Consider the following 20,533-nt stretch of genomic DNA (forward strand, 5'->3'; position numbering starts at 1 on the left):
GTACCGGCCCGCCCCCCCGCACCTCACAGCGCGGGGGGCGGGTTCCGTTCCCAGGCGGGGTCAGAAGCGCGACCAGACGTCCGGCGCGGCCGCCTCGGCCCAGACGACGTCGCCGTGGCCGTAGCCCGGGACCACGGCGAAGGAGACGTGCTCGTTGCCGCCCGCGCGGATCAGCTCCGCACCGCGCGGCTGGTCGCCGCGGCCCAGCTCGGCGTTGACCCACACCACCTCGGCGGTGATGCGGTCCCAGGCGATCCGGTACGTGTCGTCGTCACCCGCCCAGACCGCGGCGAGGTCCCGCAGCAGAGCCGTCGGCAGGAGACCGCTGCCGAGGGCCGCGGTCGCCGCGTGCCAGGTGGCCAGCGGGGTCCGGGTCAGGGCGAAGCGGTCCTCGGCGGGGGCCGGGCCGAAGTCGTAGCTCCCGGCGCTGTGGCCCTGAGCGTAGATCCAGTTGGCTGGTCCCGGGAGGGCGGCCGTGCGGACCAGCGCGAAGTGGGCGAGCCCGGCGTGGGTGAAGCGCAGCGCCCGGTCCGGCGGCCACGGCGCCGGGGAGACGCCGTCCGGATCGGCCACCGCCTTGGCGATCACGGCCGCGAGCCCCGGATCGACGACGGGGAAGCCCTGCGCGAGACGGGTGGCGTACGCGTCCCGGGTGTCGGCCGCCCGCACCGCGAGATCACCCGTGTACGGACCGGTCGTGTCCAGGGCCACGACCCGGCGCAGCCGCGGCGAGGTGTCGTGCGAGGCCGCGTCCAGCGCGAGGGCGGCACCGGCCGAGTGCCCGACGTACTGGTACGGCAGCCCCAGTACGGAGTCCAGCGCGCCCACCACCCCGGCCAGGTCCCGGCGGTGGGCCTCCAGCCCCCGCTCGGCGGTGATCTCGGCCGCCGTGGCGGCGTCCTCGCGCGGGGTGACCCCGACGACGAGCAGGCCCCGGCGGCGCAGCGCGTGGGCGAGGCAGTGGCTGCCCCGGCCGCCCGGGGTGAGGAACTCCGCCGCGAAATTCAGTCCGCCGCCGGGCAGCAGGTACGCGATCCCCTCCGGTGGCCGCGCCGCGTCCACGACCACGTCCACGGTCACGGGGGCCGGGCCGCCGTCGTCGAGCGGGAGGGTGAGGCGGATCCAGCCGTCGCCGGGCAGGTACGCGGCGGTGCCGGTGCCCAGGGCGCGCTCGATGCGGGTCAGCAGTCCGATGCCCCCGGCCGCGTCGCCGTGCTGTCGTTCCCTCACAGGTGTCCCCCTTGAGCCGGTGATGGCCGAATACCGTCACCGGGGACACCTTTGCCGGTCAGCGCGTTCCAGCCAAGTCCATGAGGGGTTCGGCCTGTTCGCTCTCGGCGCGACGGCGCCGCCGCAGCACCCACAGGGTGGTGCCCGCGCCCGTGAGCACCAGCAGCAGACCCACGGCGGGCCAGGGCACGGCGACGAAGTCGGTCCCGGACCGGGAGACGAGATCGGGATGGTCCGCGGCGCCCGCCGTGATCCTGACGGTGACCCGGTCCGACTGCGGCGCGTCCGGCCACGGTTCGGTCAGCTCGATCCGCCGGCCCGGCAGCAGCGACACCTTCAGCTCACGCTCCGGCCGGTCCAGCACCCGGCGCCCGAACAGTCCCTCCGCGGAGACCGCCACCTTCGGTTCGACCACCACGTTGCCCCGGTTGACCAGCGCGTAGCGGACGGTGGCGCGGGCTTCCTTGACCCAGGGCAGCAGCGGCGCGGACCGGCTGACCCGCACGTCCTCCACGCTCAGCCCCGGCATGACGGGCCCCGGCACCCGGAAGTACAGGCGGGCGCCCACCGAACGCTTCACCCCGACCTGCACCCTGCCGTCCTGCCGCACGCCCTCCACCGCGGTGCCCAGGGCCACGATTCCGCCCACGTGGTCGCCGGGCGTCGCGTCCGGCGGGACCTTCACGGTGAAGGGGATGTCCTTGCGACTCCTGGCGGGCACGGTGACGGTGCTCGCGGTCTCCGGAGCCAGGGTGATCCACGCGCCGACGTCCTCCGGCTTCGTCTCCACCGGGAGCAGCGCGAAGGCTCCGCCGGCCGGGGTGTTCACGGCGTCGGTGGGATAGACCTGGAACGTCAGCTCCCGGTCCGAGGAGTTCTGGACCGTCACGCTGTCGGAGAGTGTGCTCCCGGCCGCGCCCTCGTGGAAGAAGTACGCACGATCGGTCATGGCCGCCCCGGCCGCGGGCGTCGGGAACACCCCCCACGTGCCGTTGTCCGCGGCCCCCGCCGGGCCGGCCGGCAGCATGCCCGCGCCCAGGAGCAGCAGGCCGAGGAGCAGACCGTACAGGGCGGTGCGGGTGCGACCGGGTGTGCTGCTGCGGGTGTGCATGGGCGGTCTCCAGTCGGCGCGGTGAGGGGAAGGGCGGTGCGGGGAAAGGGGAAGGGGTGGTGCGGCGCCGGAGCGCCGCACCACCCTGGTGGAGCGGGCCGTGCGGGTGGGTGCGGTCAGGCGATCGAGAAGGTCACGACCGTCTGGTAGGTGTCGGCGAACATGAACGGCGGGAGCTGGATCATCCCGGCGCCGCCGACGGCGAACTCACCACCGGTCAGCTCGTCGCCCCCGGCGGCCTGGGAGGCCACCATCATCGGGACGTCGGAGATCGCGCCGGGCGCGCCCGCGGTGCAGGTGCTCGGGCTGTCCGGGTTGGTCACGGTGCAGGACGGCTGGATGCCGATCTGCGCGCTCGGCATCGAGTGGCCGGTGGTCTGGTTCAGGAACGGCGTACGCGTCGCCGTCACGTCCCAGCCGAGCGAGCCACCGCGGAAGTCCTGGACGGTCGCGGCGTTGAAGACGCCGACCACCGACTGGGCCTTGCCGTTGATGGTGACCGCGCCGAAGCTGACGGCCGGCTGGCCGTCCTTCGGGCCCAGGGCCAGTGGCCCGGGAAGGACCTCGACGTCGACCGGGTTCTTCACGCCCGGCTGGTCCTCCATGAACACGAAGGCCTTGTACGGGGTGATCGAGCCGTCGATCCGGATTGCGTCGGCCTTCTTGCTGACCGTGATGTTGCAGGTGGCGGCGCCGGACGCGTCCGCGGTGCCCGTACCGGTGTCACCGGTCGCGGCGCCCGCGAGCAGGGCGGAACAGGTGACCGGCCCGGCCGGGAAGTTGGCGCCGTTCACGACGACGGCGGTGCCCGCCGGGCCGCTGTTGGGCGTCAGCTTCGTGGTGACCGGGTCCTTGGGCAGCGCCTCGACCGCGACCGACCCGAGCGAGGCGCTCGGGCGGGGCGCCGGGGTGCAGGTGGTGGTGAAGACCGAACCGGAGAGGTCGGCGTCGGTCACCGCCAGATCGAGGGCGACCTGGACGGTCGTGCCCTCGGTGCCGTCCGGGATCTTGATGGTTCCGGAGAACGCCTTGGGGTCGAGCGGCTGCCCCGCGACGACGGACACGGTCTCCGGCGGGCTGGTGACCACCTGGGTGGTCGCGCCGACCTTGAGGGTGATCTTGGAGGTGTTCACCGTCGTGACGGAGAACGAGGGGATCAGCGGGCTCGCACCCGGGTCGATGGTGATCGGGATGACGTCGCCGGCCTTGGCGCCGTCGGGCAGCGTGACCGTCCAGTTCTGGTTGCCCGAGCCGTCTGGCTGCGGCGCCGGGGCGTCGCAGTTCTCGAAGACGGCCGTGGTCTTGGTCGCGGCCTGCGCGGAGCCCGCCAGGCCCGCCACTGCGCCGGTCAGGGCCAGTGACAGGGCCCCCGCCCCTGCCAGCACCCCTCGAAGATGCGTTCTCGTTCTCACTGGGTCGCGACTCCTTCGTCATGACGAACCCTCCCCCCACCCGCTGTGTGGGGGAGGCCGAGCCGGTGCGGTGGCCGATATTGACGCGTCATGGTGATGAGAAGTCAATGACTTGCTTTCGCCCGAAGCACACAGAAATTGATGGGCCATCAGGGAGGGGCTGATGGCCCACCGGGTTCCGGCCGGTCGGGGTGTGCCGGACCCGCGGCCGGTCCGGCCGTCGGTCAAGACCATGTACGGCCTCATGAGGCCCTGCTCGCCTCTGTCGGGCGCGTGGGCGGCGGGCGTCCGGCGGTGTCAGCGGGGGGTGGCGGCGGGGACGTGCAGCAGCAGGTTCGGGGTGCCGGCCGGCAGACTGGTGATCCGGTCGGGTACGGCACCGCGAATCAGCGCCTCGGACACCTGCGCCGGGGTACGCACCGCACCGCCGGCCAGGAGCAGCGCGGCGGCCCCCGCCACGTGCGGGGCGGCCATCGAGGTGCCGGAGGAGCGGGCCGTGCCGGTGGCCGAGTCCTTCCGGGCGGAGGTGACGGCCACGCCCGGCGCGAACAGGTCGACGCAGGAACCGTGGTTGGAGAACGGTGCCCGGCGGTCCGCGGCGTCGGTCGCGCCGACGGTGAGGGCCTGCGGGACGGAGGCGGGGGAGCCCCCGCAGGCGTCCTTGCCCCCGTTGCCGGCGGCTGCGACGAAGGTGACACCCGAGGACACGGTCCGCAGGACGGCGGTGTCGAGGGCGCGGCTGCGGCTGCCGCCCATGCTCATGTTGGCCACGGCCGGGGTGCCCGGGGCGCGGGCGGCGTCCTTCACCACCCAGTCGATTCCCTTGAGCATGGCCGACAGCCGCCCGACGCCGCGGCAGTCGGCCACCTTCACCGAGACGAGGGAGACGCCCTTGGCGACCCCGTACGTCTGCCCGCCCACCGTCCCCGCGACGTGCGTGCCGTGGCCGTTGCAGTCGCGGGAGCCCTCCATGAACACCGCGTTGTGCCCGGCGCGGGCGCGGCCGCCGAACTCCTGGTGGCGGGTGTTGATCCCGGTGTCGAGGACGTAGACGGTGACGCCCTCGGCCTTCGTGGCGTACGTGTACGAGCCGTCGAGCGGGAGTTCGCGCTGGTCGATCCGGTCCAGGGGCCAGGGGGCGGGGGTTTGCGGCCCGGTGCGCGGCGTATCGGTGGTGCCTGCGGTGTCTGTGGTGCCTGCGGTGTCTCTGGTGTCGGGAGCGCTCGTGATTCCCATGGTTGTGGTGATGCCCATGGTTCTGGTGGTGCTGCTGGTGCCGGAGATGTGGAAGACGGTGTCCGGTTCCACGGAGGCCACCCGGGGGTCGGCGGCCAGGGCCCGGGCCCGCGCGGCGGTGGTGCGGACGGCGAAGCCGTCGAGGGCGGCCTCGTAGACGGGACCGACGGCGTCCCCGGACTGAGCGGCCTCGGCGGCCAGGGCACGGGTCGGGGCGCGCGAGGCGGTGTCCTTGAGGACGACGACGTAGGGCGCGGTGGAGCGGGAGCCCGCATCGGGTGCGAGAACCGGTGGTGAGCCCGTGACGGCGGTGGAGAGCAGGGCGGCTGTGGGGAGGAGCGTGGCGAATGCGGTTGCGGTCATGCGGCCGATGCTCCGCGAGGGGTGGTGCGGGCGCGCGGAGGGTGCGCCGAGTGGGCGCACGACACGCCGCCGCCCGGGCGGTTCCGTGCCCGCCGTCGCCCCCGCTCCCTCAGGCCGCGCGCCAGAGCGTCCCTGCCGGCCATCACGATGCTCTCCGGCGCCGTCACCGTCTCCGGGGTCCTGAGTGCCACGACGGGCGGGCGGCGAGGCTGTTTTGAGGTCCGGGACGGGGTCTGCGGAGCGACCGCGCCCGGGAGGGGCCCGCCCGGGCTACGGCGCGAGCGGCCAGCCGCGCATCGAGAACACGCCCTCGTCGCGGGCCCCGGCGGCGTCGTAGGTGGCCAGTGCGGCCTCGTTGTCGGTGTCGACCCCCACCCACATGCCGTAGCAGCCGCGTTCCTTCGCCTCGTCCGCCAGCGCCAGGGTCAGGGCGCGCCCGATCCCGCGGCACCGGTAGCCCTCGTCCACGGAGAGCTCGTACAGGCACATCTCCGTCCCCTTGTCGGGGTGGTGCATCTCGATGCCGGAGACCATCCCGGCGGGCACGCCGTCGACGTAGGCGATGAGCATCAGATGCCCGGGGGCGGTGAGGAAGCGCTCGGACCACTCCTCGCGGGCGGGCCCGTCGAAGAGGGACTCGGCGGCCGAGAGCTCGGCGGGTGTGAGGGCCCGGCGGATGTCCATGGCGGTCACGATAGTGCGCGCACGGCCCAGGTCGGGGCGTGGCCGGACACGGCGTGGCGGGCGGCCCGGAAACTCCCGGCCGGGTGGGCGCGGTGCTGACCAACCTGTCCGGGGCTTTGAGGACTTGAGGAAAGAGGGGGAGCTTCGTGAGGAATGCCGTGGTCACGCCGGAGGGCGACCGGATCCGCTGGGTCGAACTGCCGGGCGGGGCTCCGGCGCGGGTGTACATGCACGGCCTGGGCGCCACCTCGCCCGCCTACTTCGCGGCGAGCGCCGTGCACCCGCTGCCGACGGGCCGGCGTTCCCTGCTGGTCGACCTGCTGGGCCACGGGCACAGCGACCGGCCCGAGGGCTTCGGATGCACCCTCGAAGAGCACGCCGACGCGCTGGCGGCCGTCCTCACCGAGGCTGGCGCGCAGGGTGCCGAGCTGATCGCCCACAGCATGGGCGGAGCCGTGGCCGTCGTGCTGGCCGACCGCCACCCGCAACCTGGTGTCCCGGCTGGTGCTCGTCGACGCCAACCTGGACCCCGCGCCCCCCAGTACCGCCGCCGCGGGGAGCAGCCAGATCGCCTCCTACCCCGAGTTCCTGGCCGGCGGCTGGGCCGAGGTGCGTGACAGGGCCGGCGCCCACTGGTGGTCCGCGATGCGGCTGGCCGGCCGTACGGCCCTGTACCGCAGCGCCGTCCACCTCGCGGCGGGCACCACCCCCACCGTGCGCGAGCTGCTCCCGGAACTGAACAACCCGCGCACCTTCCTGCTGCCCGAGGCGGACGTCCCGCTCCCCGGTGCCGACGCCCTCCGGGCCGCGGGCGTCGCCGTGGTGCCCGTCCCCGACTGCGGGCACAACATCATGCTGGACAACCCCGAGGCTTTCGCCAGGGCCACCGCCGCCGTCCTGGAGACCGCCGCCCTGGCCGCCGCCGTCCTGGCCGCCGCCGTCCTGGAGGCCACCGCCCTGGAGATCGCCGCCCTGCAGACCACCGCCTAACCCTGGGCGCGCGGCGACGGGGTGCCGTCGGTCCAGGCGTAGACCCGCTTGCCGCGCACGGCGACCTGGTACTGGTGGAAGTCCCGGCACTCGGAGCGGACTTCGGCCCGCAGGGTGTTCGGCCACCACCGGGCATGCAGCTCCGGGGCGCCCTGCCGCTTCGGCGTGCCCGCCGTGCACTGCGGACCGTCCAGCGGAGTCTTGCCCAGGTCGAACCGTATGAGCCGGGCCTCCCCGGTGGTGCGTACGCGTATGCGGACGTCGGTGGCGTCCTTGGGTATCCAGGACGGCAGGGCGAACGGTGCTTCCGCGCGCGCCGGGGCATCGGCGGCGGTCGCGAAACGCTTGCCCTTCTCCTTGAACACCTTGTGGTCGATGGTGTCCGTCACGGGGTTGGGCGGCAGGTTGGGCAGGGCGAAGGCGGCGGTGGCGAGGACTCCGGCGGTGGCGGCGGCGATGACGAGCGGGCGGCGTTTCATGCCTTCCAGTCTCGGCGGAGAGGTCTCCCTCGCGCGTCCCTCCTCAGAACGAACCGCGCCCCGGCCGAAGGTCTCACACGGCGTCATACCTGGGAGGGTCTCCGGTGACGGCCGCGCGACACGCAGTGACCGGGGGCCGCGCAAGGAGCCGAGGGCCGCACAGTAACCGGGCGGCGGCCGACCCCGTTGGCCGGTCGACCGTCCGCCCGGCCCCCGAGGACCCCCATGCGCCGTCGCCGCCTCCTGCCCGCCCTCGCGACCGCCACGGCCACCGCCGTGCTCGCCCTCTCGCCCGCCGCCTGGGCCGCACCCGGGGTCCCGGCCGACAAACCGCAGGTGCTGAGCCGCTGGACACAGCCCAGCACCGCCAGTTATGAGGCCTGGGCCGACGCGCGTGAGCACCGCGCCGCCTGGGCCGCGTACGGCTTCGACTGGTCGACCGACCAGTGCACGACCTCCCCGGACAACCCCTTCGGCTTCCCCTTCGCGGTGGCCTGCGCCCGCCACGACTTCGGCTACCGCAACCACCGGGCGGCCGGGCTGTTCCCCGCCGCCAAGGCCCGGCTCGACGACGCGTTCCACGCGGACATGAAGCGGGTGTGCGCCCGCTACACGGGCAGCCGCAAGCGTTCGTGCGACGGCACCGCGTGGACGTACTACCAGGCGGTCAGGCTCCTCGGCATTTCCTAGTAGCCACAGGGGGCACGCGCAGAGCACGCGATCACACGCAGAGCACGGGGACCCGCTGGACCAGGTTGTTGGCGAAACCACCGCGGTTCCACGGCTGTTCGAGCGGCTGGGTGCGTCCCCCGCTGTCCGTGGCGCGGACGGTGAGCGTGTGGCGGCCCGGTACGGCCGTCCACACGCAACTCCACGCCTGCCACGCCCACGGATGCGCCCCCGGCGCCGCCACCTCGGCCGGTGCCCAGGTCAGGCCGTCGTCGGCGCTCACCTCCACCCGGGCCACGGCCCCGTGGCCGGACCACGCCCGACCCTCCAGGCGTACCGGGCCGGGATGCACGACGCGGGTGCGCGACATGAAGTCGGGGAAGCCCGGCGGGGCCATCAGGGCGCGCGGTGCGATGCGGGTGACCGGCTCGCCGGGCTCGTCCGGATCGTCGGCGGAGTGCCGCAAGCGGTAGGCCACGGACTGCTGGAACCCGGTGAACGGCGCGTCGACGAGGGTGATGTCCCGCAGCCACTTGACGTGCGCCATGCCGTACCAGCCCGGCACGACCAGCCGCAGCGGATACCCGTGCTGCGGCGGCAGGAGCCGGCCGTTCATGGCGTAGGCGATCAGCACGCCCGAGTCCTCCCCGGTGGCGTACGGCAGCGGCAGACTGCGCCGGTAGTCCTGCTCGACTCCGCGCTCCACACCGTGGTCGGCCCCGGTGAACACCGCTTCGACGGCATCGGGCCGCACCCCCGCCGCCTGCAGTACGAGACGCAGCGGGACCCCGGTCCAGTCGGCGGTGCCGACCGCCTCCACCAGCCACGGCTGGCTGACCGGCCGGGGGGACAGGAGCGCCCGGCCGTTGCCCGCGCACTCCATCGTGACGCGGCGGGTGACCTCGGGGAACGCCCGCAGCACGTCGAGCTCCAGCGACAGGGGCGTGTCCACCAGGCCGCCCACTGTCAGCCGCCAGCCGTGCGCGTCGGCGGCGGGGATGTCGTAGTGGACCAGGACGTAGTGCAGCCCGGGCGGTGTGACCTCGTAGCGCAGGGCCTCCAGCGGCAGGCCGTGGTTGCGGGCCGCGAGCGCCAGCTCCTCCCGGCCGATGCCCTCACCGGCCCGGGCGATGCGCGCCGGGGCACTGATGTCGCGCACGGACGCCTCTTCCATCTCCCCATGGTCGCGCGCCCCGCCCCGCGGGGCATGTCGTCACCCCCAGCGTCATCCCCAGCCGTCATCCCCAGCCGTCACCCCCCATCCGTCTCCCGCGGCCGTCGTCCGCGGGCCGCATCGTCACAGGTGCCGGGTGAACCAGTCGCGGGCCAGGGCGGCCACCTCGTCCAGGGCGCCCGGCTCCTCGAAGAGGTGGGTGGCTCCCGGGACGACCTCCAGCCGGGTCTCGCAGAGCAGCTCGCGCTGCGCGGCGCGGTTGAGTTCCAGCACGGTGGTGTCGCGGCCGCCGACGATGAGCAGGGTGGGCGCCCGTACGCCGGCCAGCCGGGGCCCGGCGAGGTCGGGCCGGCCGCCGCGCGAGACCACGGCGCCGATGTCGGCGTCGGCCGCGGACGCGGCCCACAGCGCGGCCGCGGCCCCGGTGCTCGCGCCGAAGTAGCCGATCGGGAGCGGCGCGCGCCGGCGGAGCCAGGCGGTGGCGGCCGCGAGCCGTCCGGCCAGCGGCTCGATGGCGAAGACGTTGGCCCGGTCGGCCTCCTCGGCGGGTGTCAGCAGGTCGAAGAGCAGGGTGCCCAGACCGGCCCGGTTCAGGTCCGCTGCGACCGTCCGGTTGCGCGGGCTGCGACGGCTGCTGCCGGAGCCGTGGGCGAACACCACGACCGCCCCGGCCCCCTCCGGCAGGGCCAGGTCCCCGGCCAGGGCCAGCCCGCCGACGTCCACCTCGACCTCGACGGCCCGGGCGGCCTCGACGGCGCCGACGCTCCCGACGGCCCGCGCGGGCCGTGGGCCGGCCGCCGCCTGCGCCAGCAGGGCGACGACCTCCTCGTCGGAGGTCTGGGAGAAGTCCTGGTACCACTCGCCGACGGCCCGGAAGGCGCGCGGCGCGGAGAGGCACACCACGTCGTCGGTCTCGTCGCGCAGCCGGGCGACCGCGTCGGGCGGGGCCACCGGGACGGCCAGCACCACCCGGGCCGCGCCCTGCGCCCGTACGACCTGGCAGGCGGCGGCCGCCGTGGCTCCTGTGGCGATCCCGTCGTCGACGACGATCACCGTCCGCCCGTCGAGGGCAACCCGGGGCCGGTCGCCGCGGAACCTGCGGGCCCGCCGGGCGAGCTCCGCCGCCTCGGCGCGCTCGACCGCCTCCAGGTCCTCGCGCGTGACCCGGCTGCTGCGGACGATGTCCTCGCTGATGACCCGTACGCCGCCCTCGCCGATCGCCCCGAAGCCGAGCTCACGGTGGTGCGGGACACCGAGCTTGCGGACCACGATCACGTCGAGCGGGGCGTGGAGGGCCCGCGCCACGGGGAAGGCCACCGGGACGCCGCCGCGGGGCAGGCCCAGTACGACGGGACGTTCCTCCTGCAGAGGGCGGAGGGCTGCGGCGAGCCGCTCCCCGGCGTCCGCGCGGTCGGTGAAGAACACGGGTTCACCCCCAACCCCAGGGAGACGGGACCACGCACCCCCTCCTTCCGACGCAACCCCACTCGGGGGATTCCCGCAAGTCGGGGAGGCCGACGGACCGCGCCATCGACCCCCGGAGGCTCCCGAGGCCTCCCGAGGCCCCCGGGGTCGCCGGAGCCCCCGGAGCCCCCGGAGGCCGCCGGAGGCGGAGCGGCCTCTTCCGTCGACGGGTCCGCCGCACGGACCACAGGGTCGTTTTCCGGACGATCTGGGGCCCGGTGCGGGCGAGTTCGGCCAGGGCGGCCGCGACGGAGGCCGCCGCGGGCGGCCTCCCGGCGCGTCCGGATCGGTGCCCCGCGCCCCCGCCCGACCGGCCCGGCCACCCCCCTCTCAACCGCTGCGACCTGTGCGAAAGCCCTCCGCGGAGGGAGGGCTTCGGGTGGTTCGGGTGTTGAAGAATGTGCGCCCCCGGCAGGACTCGAACCTGCGGCCAAGTGCTTAGAAGGCACCTGCTCTATCCACTGAGCTACGGGGGCCGGAAGGTGGCCGTGGTGGGCCTGGAGCCCCTGGTGGGGGTGGGACTTCGGTCCGTTCCGGGTCAAGGATAGGGCTCCGGCCGCCTTGTCCCGGTTGCTTCACTCGCGGGCCACGATGTGGAGGTTCCGTGAAGCGGTCCCGATAATCGCAGGCAGGTGCGATTCTCGCATCGCTTTTGCGCCGCGGCGCCCTGGGTGTTGTGCACTCGTTATGCCTGCGCCCCACTCGTCCTTCGTGACCGGAATGTCCCACTGAAGTCGCGGTCGGCGCGCAGGGGGCGTATAAGCTTCAAAAATGGTCCTAAATTGGGCATTCTTCGCATGTGGTGACCTTGGATGTTCGGCCTCAGCTGCTCGATGCCCTGTCCGCCCTGCGCGACCGGGTCGCGTCCGTACGTCTGCCGTTGCCCCTGCCCGGCACCCCACGGGCCCGCCAGACCAGATCCGAGCTGCTCGCGCAGCTCGACGACTACCTCGTACCGCGCCTGAAGGCGCCCGAGGCGCCCCTGCTCGCCGTGGTCGGCGGGTCCACCGGGGCCGGTAAGTCCACCCTCGTCAACTCCCTCGTCGGACGCCAGGTCAGCGAAGCCGGTGTGCTGCGCCCGACCACCCGTACGCCGGTGCTCGTCTGCCACCCCGACGACCACCACTGGTTCGCCGGAATGCGCGTACTGCCCGACCTGATGCGCGTCTGGGTGCCCCACGAGGACGACGACACGCCCCCCAGAGCCGCCTCCCGCGGCCCGGTTCGCGGCCGTACCGGCGCCCAGGGCGCCCAGGGCGGCCACGCGACCCGAGAGATGCGGATCGAGACCGTCTCCAGCCTGCCGCGCGGACTTGCCATCCTCGACGCCCCCGACATCGACTCCCTCGTGGTCGAGAACCGGACACTCGCCGCCGAACTCATCTGCGCCGCAGACGTCTGGGTGATGGTCACCACCGCCTCGCGGTACGCCGACGCCGTCCCCTGGCACCTCCTGCGCACCGCCAAGCAGTACCGGGCCACCCTGATCACCGTCCTGGACCGGGTGCCGCACCAGGTCCTCGCCGAGGTCTCCCGCCAGTACGGGGCCCTGCTCACCAAGGCCGGGCTGGGGGACGTACCCCGCTTCACCGTCCCCGAACTCCCCGAGTCGACCGGCGGCGGCGGACTGCTCCCGGCCAGCGCCGTCGCCCCGCTCTTCGCCTGGCTCGCCCACCACGCGCAGGACCCCGCCGCCCGGCAGTACGCCGTCGGGCGCACCGCCCTCGGCGCCCTGGACTCCCTGCGCAGGCGGATGCCCGAACTCGCCTCCGCCGTCGCCGCCCAGCACGCCGCCGCCGTACGGCTGACCTCCGCCGTCGAGGACGCGTACCGGCGCGAGGGCAAGCGGGTCCGGGGCCGCCTCGACCGGGGCGCCGTCCTGGCCGGCGACGCGCTGACCCGCTGGCGCGGCTACCCCCTCGACACCAGCGCCGGCGAACTGCTCGACTCGCTCGCCGAGTCGCTCGCCGCCCTGCTCCAGTGCGCCGTCGCCGCCGCCGACGAACGGATCGCCGAGGCCTGGCGCCGCGAACCGGCCTCCGGGGCGCTGGTCCTGCCCACGCCCGACAGGGAGGCGGGGGAACGCATCGGCATGGCCGTACGCCGCTGGCGGCGCGTGCTGGAGGAACTCGTCGAGGAGGAGGTGGCCGGGCTCGACCGGCAGCCCGCACCCGACCCCGAGGGCGTCGCGGCCCTGCTCGTCGCGTCCCTGCTCGGCGGCAAACGGGCCCGTCCCGCCGGGGAGAAGCTCGCCGAGCGGATCGGCGCCCAGGCCGCCCTGCGACTGCGCGACAAGGGCGGGGAACTCGTCGGCGACCACCTCGACGAGGTGCTGCGCGGCGAACGCGACCGCCGCCTCGCCCCGTTGGAAGCACTCGAAGTGAGCCCGGAACCGCAGGCCGAACTGATCGCCGCGCTGTCCGTACTGCAGAAGGAGAGGTGACGCCGTGACCGCCCTGACCGACCGCACCGACGACCGCTGGGACGACGGGCTCATCGCGCGCTCCCGCCCCCGCCCCGCCCAAGCGGACGAGGAGGACGCCGACGACGGGACGGAGGAGGGCGACGAAGCGCTCGTACGGGCCGTCTCCGGCGCCGGCAGCGACGGCGGCAAGTCCTCCGCGCCCCCGCTCAGCCCCGAGGCACTGGCCCTGCGCCAGCGCCTCGACGCGCTGCGCCAGTTGGTCGGGCTTTCCCGGACCCGGCTCGACGGCAAGACCCTCGCCGAGGCCGGACGGGTCCTGGACGAAGCCGCCGCACGCCGCGGGCTCTCCCCCCAGCACACGGTCGTCGCGATCGCCGGAGCCACCGGAAGCGGCAAGTCCACGCTGTTCAATTCACTCGCCGGGGTGCAGATCTCCGAGACCGGGCTGCGCCGCCCGACCACCGCCGCGCCCATCGCGTGCAGCTGGTCGGACGGGGCCGCCGGGCTCCTGGACCGGCTGGAGATCCCCGGACGGCTGCGACGCCGGCCCCGCGAGACCTCCGAGGCGGAGACCCTGCGCGGAATGGTCCTCGTCGACCTGCCGGACCTCGACTCGGCGGTCGGTGCGCACCGCGAGCACGTGGACCGCGTACTGGCGCTGGTCGACGCCGTGGTGTGGGTCGTGGACCCGGAGAAGTACGCCGACGCCGTGCTGCACGAGCGGTACCTGAGGCCGCTGGCCGGACACGCCGAGGTGACCTTCGTCGTGCTCAACCAGGTGGACCGGCTGCCCGGCGAGGCCGCCGACCTCGTACTGGACGACCTGCGCCGGCTGCTCGACGAGGACGGCATCGCGCTCGGCGAGCACGGCGAGCCCGGTGCCACGGTCCTGGGACTGTCCGCCCTGACCGGCGACGGCGTCGGGGAGCTGCGCGAACTCCTCGGACAGTTCACGCAGGAGAGGGGCGCCGCGACCCGGCGGATCTCGGCGGACGTGGACCGCGCGGCGATCCGCCTGCGGCCGCTCTACGTCGCCGACGGGCACGCCGGACCGGAGATCGGGGAAGCGGCCCGCACCGAGTTCGAGGACCGGCTCGCCGAGGCCGTCGGGGCGTGCGCGGCCGGACTCGCCGCCGAACGCGCCTGGCGGCGCAACGCGGGCAAGGCGTGCGGGACCCCGTGGCTGCGGCTGTGGCGCTGGTACGAGAACCGGCGCGCGCCCCGCACCCTCGCGGGCCTGGCCGCCCTGGCGGCGATCGGCGGGCGGGGCCAGACGGTCGCGCAGCTGCCGGTCGAGGAGGAGGTGACCGCCCGTCAGCGGGTGGAACAGGCCGTACGGGCCGTCGCCGACGAAGCGGTCGCCGGTCTGCCCGACCCGTGGGCGCAGGCGGTCCGGGAGACGGCGGTGCGCGGAGCGGAACAGCTCCCGGAGGCGCTGGACGAGATCGCGGTGACCCTCGGGGCGGCGGTCGCCGTGCCGAACGCCAAGCCGCCGCGGCCCGCCTGGTGGCCGGCAGCGGTGCTGACGCAGGCGGCCATGACGCTGCTCCAGATCTTCGGCGGACTGTGGCTCGTCGGACAGATCGTCGGGGTCCTGGAGCCCGAACTGATGCCGCCGGTGCTGCTGATGGTGGCGGGCATCATCGGCGGGCCGCTCGTGGAATGGGCCTGCTCGATCGCGGCCAGGGGTCCGGCCCGGCGGTACGGGCAGGACGCCGAGCGCAGGCTGCGGCAGGCCGCCGCCGGGTGCGGGCGGGCCCGGGTGCTGGAACCGGTGGCGGCGGAGCTGCTGCGCTACCGGGAGGTGCGGGAGCAGTACGCGGCGGTCGCCGCAGGGGGGAGCCGGTTGTCCACAACCCGCCAGTAATCCACAGGCCGGAGCGGGGAGCGGCCGCCGGAGGCAGCATGGTCCGTAGCCCGTACGGATGGTCCGTGCGGGCCGGGACGACGGGGGAGGGTGACCGGGATGTACGACACCCAGGTGACGCTGGTGGGGTACGTGGCGACGCAGGTCGACTACAAGGAGACGGTGAACGGTCCGTCGGCGCGGTTCCGGTTCGCGGTGACGCCCCGGTACTACGACCGGCGCAAGGACGCCTGGACGGACGGGCCCACCAGCTTCTACACGGTGTGGGCGCGGCGCACCCTGGCGGTGAACCTCGCCGGTTCCGTGTCGGTGGGCGAGCCGCTGGTGGTGCACGGGCGGCTGCGCGTGCGGGACGATCCACCGGCCGGGGAGGGGGGAGGCCGGTGGGTCAGCGCGGAGATCGACGCGACTGCCATCGGGCACGACCTGAACCGCGGGACGGCGGCCTTCCGGCGAGTGGTCAGAACCGATCATCCGCTGATGGACACTCAGAAGGCGGCGGTGGGCTGAGTGTTCGAGGCGGTTAGGATTCCCCGGTACTCACGGGCACCTGGGTCTTTGGCCCGAAGGGGAAGACTGTGTCGATTGCCGTTCCCGCATCCTCCGCTCCTGCTCCCGCTCCTGCTGCTTCGGTACCTGCTGTTCCCGCTCGTGCTGTCCCCGTTCCAGCTGCTCCCGCACGCGGCGCCGTACGGGGCTCCCCGCGCCGGCCGCTCGCGGCCGTCCTGCTGGCCGCGGCCCTTACCGCCGCGCCCGGCGCCCGGGCCGCCGCCGACTCCGGGCCGGTGGCGCCCCGCGTGCCGGAGGGCGCGAGCGCCGTGCTGGACGGGCTGAAGACGTTCGGGCAGGCGGTCCTCCACGCCGGGGACGGATCGGTGCGGCACATCCCCGCTGGTCTGTACGAGATGCGGGTCGACGGGGGCGGGACGCTCCAGACGTACGGGGTCGGCGTGGCGGGCAACGCACAGCCGCAGGCCCGGTACGCGGAGAGCGGCTGGAGCGGCAGTCCGCTGGCGGGCAACGGACAGGCAGGACGGATCCGCTGGGTGCTGGAGCACTCCTACCCGCAGCTGAACGACCTGGCCGGGCTCGCCAAGGCGGCCGGGGCCGTGTCGCTGACGGCCGAGAGCGCGGCGGCGGGGACGCAGGTGGCGATCTGGCGGCTCGCGGACGGGGTGCGCGTCGAGGCGGCGGACCCGTCCGCGGAGAAGCTGGCCGACTACCTCCAGCGGGCGGCGGGACAGCTGGCGGAGCCGCCCGCTTCGCTGAGACTCGAACCCGCCGACGTGTCGGGGCCGGTCGGCAGCCGGCTCGGCCCGGTGACCGTGCGCACCGGCGCGCGGAGCGTGTCGGTCATCCCGGACGCGGCGGCCGCGGCCATGGGGGTGCGCGTGGTGGACGCCGAGGGGCGGCCGCTGGGTACGGCGGCCAACGGGAGCCGGATCTACTTCGAGGTACCGGCGGGCACCCCCGACGGGACGGCCTCGGTCACCGTCCAGGGGGCCACCAAGGTGCCGGTCGGGCGGGTCTTCACCAGCGGAGTCCCCGCCCAGGCGCAGATCGTGGCCGGCTCCAGCGAGTCCGCGGCGACGGCCACGGCGCGGGCGGCCTGGCCGCCGCCCCCGCCGCCCGAGGCCGGTGCGACCCCGGCCGAGGCCTCGGACACGGGGATCGGTTCGGCGGCGGTCGCGCTGGGCGCGCAGTCCGCGTCCCTGGCGACGACCTCCCCGGACGAGGAGCGGCTGGCGACCAGCGGCAGCTCGGCCGCCACACCCGTCATCGCCTCCCTGGCGGTGGGCCTCGTCGTGCTGGGCGGCCTGGTCGTCCTGCTGCTGCGCAAGCGCCCCCTCGACGAGGAGGAGTAGGAAGGGAAGCGCTTCAGGAGCAGGAGACGAGGAAAGCGGAGGAAGCGGAGCTGGAGACGAGGGAAGCGGAGCTGGAGACGGGGAAACGGCCGGCGCCGAGTGCCCGCGCCGATTCCGGAACGGGATCCGGGGTAGAGGCAGGAAATGGTTGATCAAGAACTGACCTGGACCGGCGCCTTCGCGCGATGGGACCGCCGGCTGTTCGACGCCGTGGCCCGTCGGCACTGGCCCGGCGCCGACCGCGTGCTGCCCCGCCTCGGGCGGGCCGCGAACCACGGCGTGCTGTGGGGCGGAGCCGCCGCGGCCATCGCCGTCTTCGGGTCGGCCGGCGCGCGCAAGGCGGCCCTGCGCGGGGCGGCCTCCCTGATGCTGGCCTCCTCGACCATCAACACCATCGGCAAGTGGTCCGTACGCCGCCCCCGGCCGCTGCTGGAAGGCGTGCCCGCGGTACGGCAGCTGGCCGTGCAGCCGCAGACCACCTCCTTCCCGTCCGGGCACTCGGCGTCCGCCTTCGCCTTCACCGCCGGGCTGGCGCTGGAGGCCCCCGCCCTGGGTGCCGCGCTCGCCCCGGTGGCCGCGTCGGTGGCGTTCTCCCGGGTCTACACCGGCGTGCACTACCCCTCCGACGTGGTGGCGGGAGCGGCACTGGGCGTGGTCGCCGCCTTCGTCGTACGCCGGCTGGCGCGGGACGTGCAGGAGGCCCGGGCCGTGCCGGGCGACGAGCCGAAGGCCGTCGGGGTCCCCGCGCTGCCCGACGGGGCCGGGCTGACGGTGGTGGTCAACACCGGGTCGGGCACGGCCGCGACCGTGCCCGACTTCGTGCGCGCCAGGCTCCCCAAGGCCGAGGTGATCGAGTGCCGGGGCGCGGACCTGCTCCCCGCACTGGCCGGGGCGGCCTCGCGCTCCCTCGTCCTCGGGGTGTGCGGCGGCGACGGCACCGTCAACGCCGCCGCCACCGCCGCCCTGAAGGCCGGGGTCCCCCTCGCCGTGTTCCCCGGCGGCACCCTCAACCACTTCTCGCTGGACCTCGGCCTCCTCGGACCCGAGTCCACCTGCGAAGCCCTGGAGCACGGGGAGGCCGTCCGCATCGGCGTGGGCCGCTTCTCCCCGGGCCCGGGCCCCGACGGGGCGCCCGGCTACTTCCTGAACAACTTCAGCATCGGCGCCTACCCGGAGCTGCTGCGGCACCGGCTGCACTGGGGCCCGCGCATCGGCGGCGGACCGGCCGCCCTGCTGGCGGCCTGGAAGGTCCTGCGCGCCGAGCGGCCCGTACGGCTGAAACTGGCCGGACGGCCCCGGAGCGTCTGGCTGCTCTTCGCCGGCAACGGCACCTACCACGGCACCGGCCCCACCCCGGGCCGCCGCGACAGCGTCGGCGAGGGCCTGCTCGACCTGCGGGTCGTCCACGGCGGCGGGCGGCCCGGCCCCCGGCTGCTGGCCGCCGCCTTCGCCGGCCCCCTGAGCCGGTCCCCGGTCCACGCGGCCACCCACCTGCGCAGCCTGCGCGTCGGATCCGTCCCGCAGGGCACCCCGCTCGCCTACGACGGCGAGTACGCCAAGGCCCCGGGCGAGCTCGTCCTCGACACCCTCCCAGGAGCCCTCACCGTCTACCGCCCCCTCTGACCACCCCGCCCCCGGCCCCGCGGGCCGCCCCGCATGCCGGCGGTAGGGGTGGGGCGGGGGCCCCTCCCGGGTTCCTCGCTGGGCCGTCTATGGGCCGTCAGGCGGCCTCCAACGGTCACCAACGTCGACCAACGGTGACCAGACCGTGAGACCAGCCCCTGGGCGGACCGCAGGTCAGGGCGCCTGACCATACGGGTTTCCCCCGAGGTATGGACGCCTGGCAAGATGGGGTGTATCTGCCCACCATCGATCTGCCGGACGGTTTCTCTTGGCTGAGTTCATCTACACCATGCGCAAGACGCGCAAGGCACACGGCGACAAGGTGATCCTTGACGACGTCTTCCTGAACTTCCTGCCCGGCGCGAAGATCGGTGTGGTGGGTCCGAACGGTGCCGGTAAGTCCACCGTTCTGAAGATCATGGCGGGCATCGAGCAGCCGTCCAACGGTGACGCCTTCCTGACGCCCGGCTACACCGTCGGCATCCTCATGCAGGAGCCGAAGCTGGACGAGTCCAAGACGGTGCTGGAGAACGTCGAGGACGGCGTCGGCCCGATCAAGCAGAAGCTCAACCGGTTCAACGCGATCGCCGAGGAAATGGCGACGAACTACACCGACGAGCTGATGGAGGAGATGGGCAAGCTCCAGGACGACCTGGACCACGCCAACGCGTGGGACCTCGACGCCCAGCTGGAGCAGGCCATGGACGCCCTGGGCTGCCCGCCCGGCGACTGGCCGGTCACCAACCTCTCCGGTGGTGAGAAGCGCCGCGTGGCCCTCTGCAAGCTGCTGCTGGAGGCCCCCGACCTGCTGCTCCTCGACGAGCCCACCAACCACCTCGACGCCGAGTCCGTGAACTGGCTGGAGCAGCACCTGGCCCAGTACAAGGGCGCCGTCGTGGCCGTCACCCACGACCGCTACTTCCTCGACAACGTCGCCGAGTGGATCCTCGAACTCGACCGCGGCCGCGCCCACCCCTACGAGGGCAACTACTCCACCTACCTGGAGAAGAAGGCCGAGCGCCTCAAGGTCGAGGGCAAGAAGGACGAGAAGCGCGCCAAGCGCCTCAAGGAAGAGCTGGAGTGGGTCCGCTCCAACGCCAAGGGCCGCCAGGCCAAGTCCAAGGCCCGTCTCGCTCGCTACGAGGAGATGGCGGCCGAGGCCGACAAGATGCGCAAGCTCGACTTCGAGGAGATCCAGATCCCGCCGGGCCCGCGTCTGGGCTCGATCGTGGTCGAGGTCAACAACCTCTCCAAGGCGTTCGGCGACAAGGTCCTCATCGACGACCTGTCCTTCACCCTGCCGCGCAACGGCATCGTCGGCATCATCGGCCCGAACGGCGCCGGCAAGACCACGCTCTTCAAGATGATCCAGGGCCTGGAGAAGCCGGACTCCGGCGAGATCAAGGTCGGCGAGACCGTCAAGATCAGCTACGTGGACCAGGGCCGCGCCAACATCGACCCCAAGAAGACCCTCTGGGCGGTCGTGTCGGACGAGCTGGACTACATCAACGTCGGCAACGTCGAGATGCCGTCCCGCGCGTACGTCAGCGCCTTCGGCTTCAAGGGCCCGGACCAGCAGAAGCCGGCCGGCGTGCTCTCCGGCGGTGAGCGCAACCGCCTGAACCTCGCGCTCACCCTGAAGCAGGGCGGCAACCTGCTGCTCCTCGACGAGCCCACCAACGACCTCGACGTCGAGACCCTGGGCTCGCTGGAGAACGCGCTGCTGGAGTTCCCCGGTGCGGCCGTCGTCGTCTCCCACGACCGCTGGTTCCTGGACCGGGTGGCCACCCACATCCTCGCCTACGAGGGTGACTCCAAGTGGTTCTGGTTCGAGGGCAACTTCGAGTCCTACGAGAAGAACAAGATCGAGCGGCTCGGCCCGGACGCGACCCGTCCGCACCGTGCCACCTACAAGAAGCTCACCCGGGGCTGAGGGGAGAG

Annotated in this window: 16 protein-coding genes and 1 tRNA gene; 8 read left to right on the forward strand and 9 right to left on the reverse strand. The window is 74.0% G+C overall.

Annotated elements, in window-relative coordinates; translation table 11 throughout:
* Positions 1-60: 60 nt before the first annotated feature.
* The 5 genes from ACIPXC_RS06110 to ACIPXC_RS06130 all read right to left on the reverse strand — a co-directional run bounded on the left by ACIPXC_RS06110 (position 61) and on the right by ACIPXC_RS06130 (position 6,036).
* Positions 61-1,230: a hypothetical protein gene (locus ACIPXC_RS06110; RefSeq protein ID WP_401613984.1), complete on the reverse strand. Its 1,170-nt coding sequence runs from the start codon at positions 1,228-1,230 to the stop codon at positions 61-63.
* Between the two features lie 58 nt (positions 1,231-1,288).
* The gene (locus tag ACIPXC_RS06115; protein WP_401613986.1) at positions 1,289-2,341 is read right to left on the reverse strand and encodes a WxL protein peptidoglycan domain-containing protein; all 1,053 of its coding nucleotides are present in this window, start codon (positions 2,339-2,341) and stop codon (positions 1,289-1,291) included.
* Between the two features lie 116 nt (positions 2,342-2,457).
* Positions 2,458-3,753, reverse strand: a complete 1,296-nt coding sequence (locus ACIPXC_RS06120; RefSeq protein WP_401613988.1) for a hypothetical protein — start codon at positions 3,751-3,753, stop codon at positions 2,458-2,460.
* A gap of 297 nt (positions 3,754-4,050) precedes the next feature.
* Positions 4,051-5,352 carry a S8 family peptidase gene (locus tag ACIPXC_RS06125; protein WP_401613989.1) on the reverse strand — a complete coding sequence of 434 codons (1,302 nt, stop codon included), beginning with the start codon at positions 5,350-5,352 and terminating at the stop codon, positions 4,051-4,053.
* A gap of 270 nt (positions 5,353-5,622) precedes the next feature.
* The gene (locus ACIPXC_RS06130; protein WP_401613991.1) at positions 5,623-6,036 is read right to left on the reverse strand and encodes a GNAT family N-acetyltransferase; all 414 of its coding nucleotides are present in this window, start codon (positions 6,034-6,036) and stop codon (positions 5,623-5,625) included.
* A 146-nt stretch (positions 6,037-6,182) separates the two neighbouring features.
* Between ACIPXC_RS06130 and ACIPXC_RS06135 the strand changes: the two genes are divergently transcribed.
* Complete coding sequence (locus tag ACIPXC_RS06135; RefSeq protein WP_401613993.1) at positions 6,183-6,653, forward strand: alpha/beta fold hydrolase; 471 nt, start codon at positions 6,183-6,185, stop codon at positions 6,651-6,653.
* A gap of 369 nt (positions 6,654-7,022) precedes the next feature.
* On the opposite strand, the gene ACIPXC_RS06140 is transcribed toward ACIPXC_RS06135, so the two are convergent.
* Complete coding sequence (locus ACIPXC_RS06140; RefSeq protein WP_401613995.1) at positions 7,023-7,505, reverse strand: hypothetical protein; 483 nt, start codon at positions 7,503-7,505, stop codon at positions 7,023-7,025.
* A 225-nt stretch (positions 7,506-7,730) separates the two neighbouring features.
* Here ACIPXC_RS06140 and ACIPXC_RS06145 point away from each other — a divergent pair, with 225 nt between their 5' ends.
* On the forward strand, positions 7,731-8,195 hold the full coding sequence (locus ACIPXC_RS06145; protein WP_401613997.1) for a phospholipase: 465 nt from the start codon (positions 7,731-7,733) through the stop codon (positions 8,193-8,195).
* Positions 8,196-8,226: 31 nt separating this feature from the next.
* On the opposite strand, the gene ACIPXC_RS06150 is transcribed toward ACIPXC_RS06145, so the two are convergent.
* The 3 genes from ACIPXC_RS06150 to ACIPXC_RS06160 form a co-directional block, all read right to left on the reverse strand.
* Positions 8,227-9,348 carry a sulfite oxidase gene (locus ACIPXC_RS06150; protein ID WP_401613999.1) on the reverse strand — a complete coding sequence of 374 codons (1,122 nt, stop codon included), beginning with the start codon at positions 9,346-9,348 and terminating at the stop codon, positions 8,227-8,229.
* Positions 9,349-9,471: 123 nt separating this feature from the next.
* A complete protein-coding gene (locus ACIPXC_RS06155) occupies positions 9,472-10,773 on the reverse strand; it encodes a phosphoribosyltransferase family protein (protein WP_401614001.1) in 1,302 nt (433 codons plus the stop codon).
* 442 nt (positions 10,774-11,215) lie between these two features.
* Positions 11,216-11,288 (reverse strand) — tRNA-Arg (locus tag ACIPXC_RS06160).
* A 332-nt stretch (positions 11,289-11,620) separates the two neighbouring features.
* On the opposite strand from ACIPXC_RS06160, the gene ACIPXC_RS06165 reads away from it, so the two are divergent.
* From ACIPXC_RS06165 to ettA, 6 genes are all read left to right on the forward strand, one after another.
* The gene (locus ACIPXC_RS06165; protein ID WP_401614003.1) at positions 11,621-13,255 is read left to right on the forward strand and encodes a dynamin family protein; all 1,635 of its coding nucleotides are present in this window, start codon (positions 11,621-11,623) and stop codon (positions 13,253-13,255) included.
* Between the two features lie 4 nt (positions 13,256-13,259).
* The gene (locus ACIPXC_RS06170; protein ID WP_401614005.1) at positions 13,260-15,104 is read left to right on the forward strand and encodes a GTPase; all 1,845 of its coding nucleotides are present in this window, start codon (positions 13,260-13,262) and stop codon (positions 15,102-15,104) included.
* Between the two features lie 99 nt (positions 15,105-15,203).
* Entirely contained in the window at positions 15,204-15,614 is a 411-nt protein-coding gene (locus ACIPXC_RS06175; RefSeq protein WP_401614007.1) for a single-stranded DNA-binding protein, read from the forward strand.
* A gap of 68 nt (positions 15,615-15,682) precedes the next feature.
* Positions 15,683-16,969: a thioester domain-containing protein gene (locus ACIPXC_RS06180; protein ID WP_401614009.1), complete on the forward strand. Its 1,287-nt coding sequence runs from the start codon at positions 15,683-15,685 to the stop codon at positions 16,967-16,969.
* A 144-nt stretch (positions 16,970-17,113) separates the two neighbouring features.
* Positions 17,114-18,592 (forward strand): bifunctional phosphatase PAP2/diacylglycerol kinase family protein, encoded by a 1,479-nt coding sequence (locus ACIPXC_RS06185; RefSeq protein WP_401614011.1) that lies wholly within the window; start codon positions 17,114-17,116, stop codon positions 18,590-18,592.
* Positions 18,593-18,860: 268 nt separating this feature from the next.
* Positions 18,861-20,525, forward strand: coding sequence for an energy-dependent translational throttle protein EttA (ettA, locus tag ACIPXC_RS06190; protein ID WP_401614013.1), 1,665 nt, complete (start codon positions 18,861-18,863; stop codon positions 20,523-20,525).
* The last annotated feature ends 8 nt before the right edge of the window (positions 20,526-20,533 follow it).

The sequence above is a fragment of the Streptomyces sp. NPDC090021 genome, assembly GCF_044748225.1.
Taxonomy (GTDB): domain Bacteria; phylum Actinomycetota; class Actinomycetes; order Streptomycetales; family Streptomycetaceae; genus Streptomyces.